The sequence below is a fragment of the Streptomyces sp. SP18CS02 genome (assembly GCF_036322365.1).
Lineage (GTDB): Bacteria > Actinomycetota > Actinomycetes > Streptomycetales > Streptomycetaceae > Streptomyces.
In genome coordinates this window covers 1-320 of the sequence record NZ_JAQYXC010000213.1, presented here as the reverse complement: position 1 = coordinate 320, position 320 = coordinate 1, and the positions used below count along the sequence as shown (strand labels likewise).

General features: G+C 74.1%; 1 protein-coding gene. It reads left to right on the top strand.

Annotated features, from left to right (window positions below):
- Positions 1–320 (top strand): oligopeptide/dipeptide ABC transporter ATP-binding protein (locus PUR26_RS02085; RefSeq protein WP_329868551.1); only part of this gene is annotated, 320 nt, incomplete at both ends.

Here is a 320-nt window from a genome sequence, read left to right as displayed (position 1 = left end):
CGATCGTCCGGCACATCTCCGTCCGGGTCGGCGTGATGTACCTCGGCAGGATCGCCGAGATCGGCACCGACGCCGAGATCGACGACCATCCCACGCTCCCCTACACCCAGGCGCTGCTGTCGGCGGTCCCGGTCCCCGACCCGGACGCCCGCGAACACCGCGAACGGATCCTGCTCGCCGGTGACGTGCACTCGCCGGCCACCCCGCCCTCCGGCTGCCGCTTCCGCACCCGCTGCTGGAAGGCGGAGGAGCGCTGCGCCCAGGAGGTGCCGCTGCTCGTGGTCCCCGAGGCGTTCCGGACCGCTCCGACGCCCGCGCGG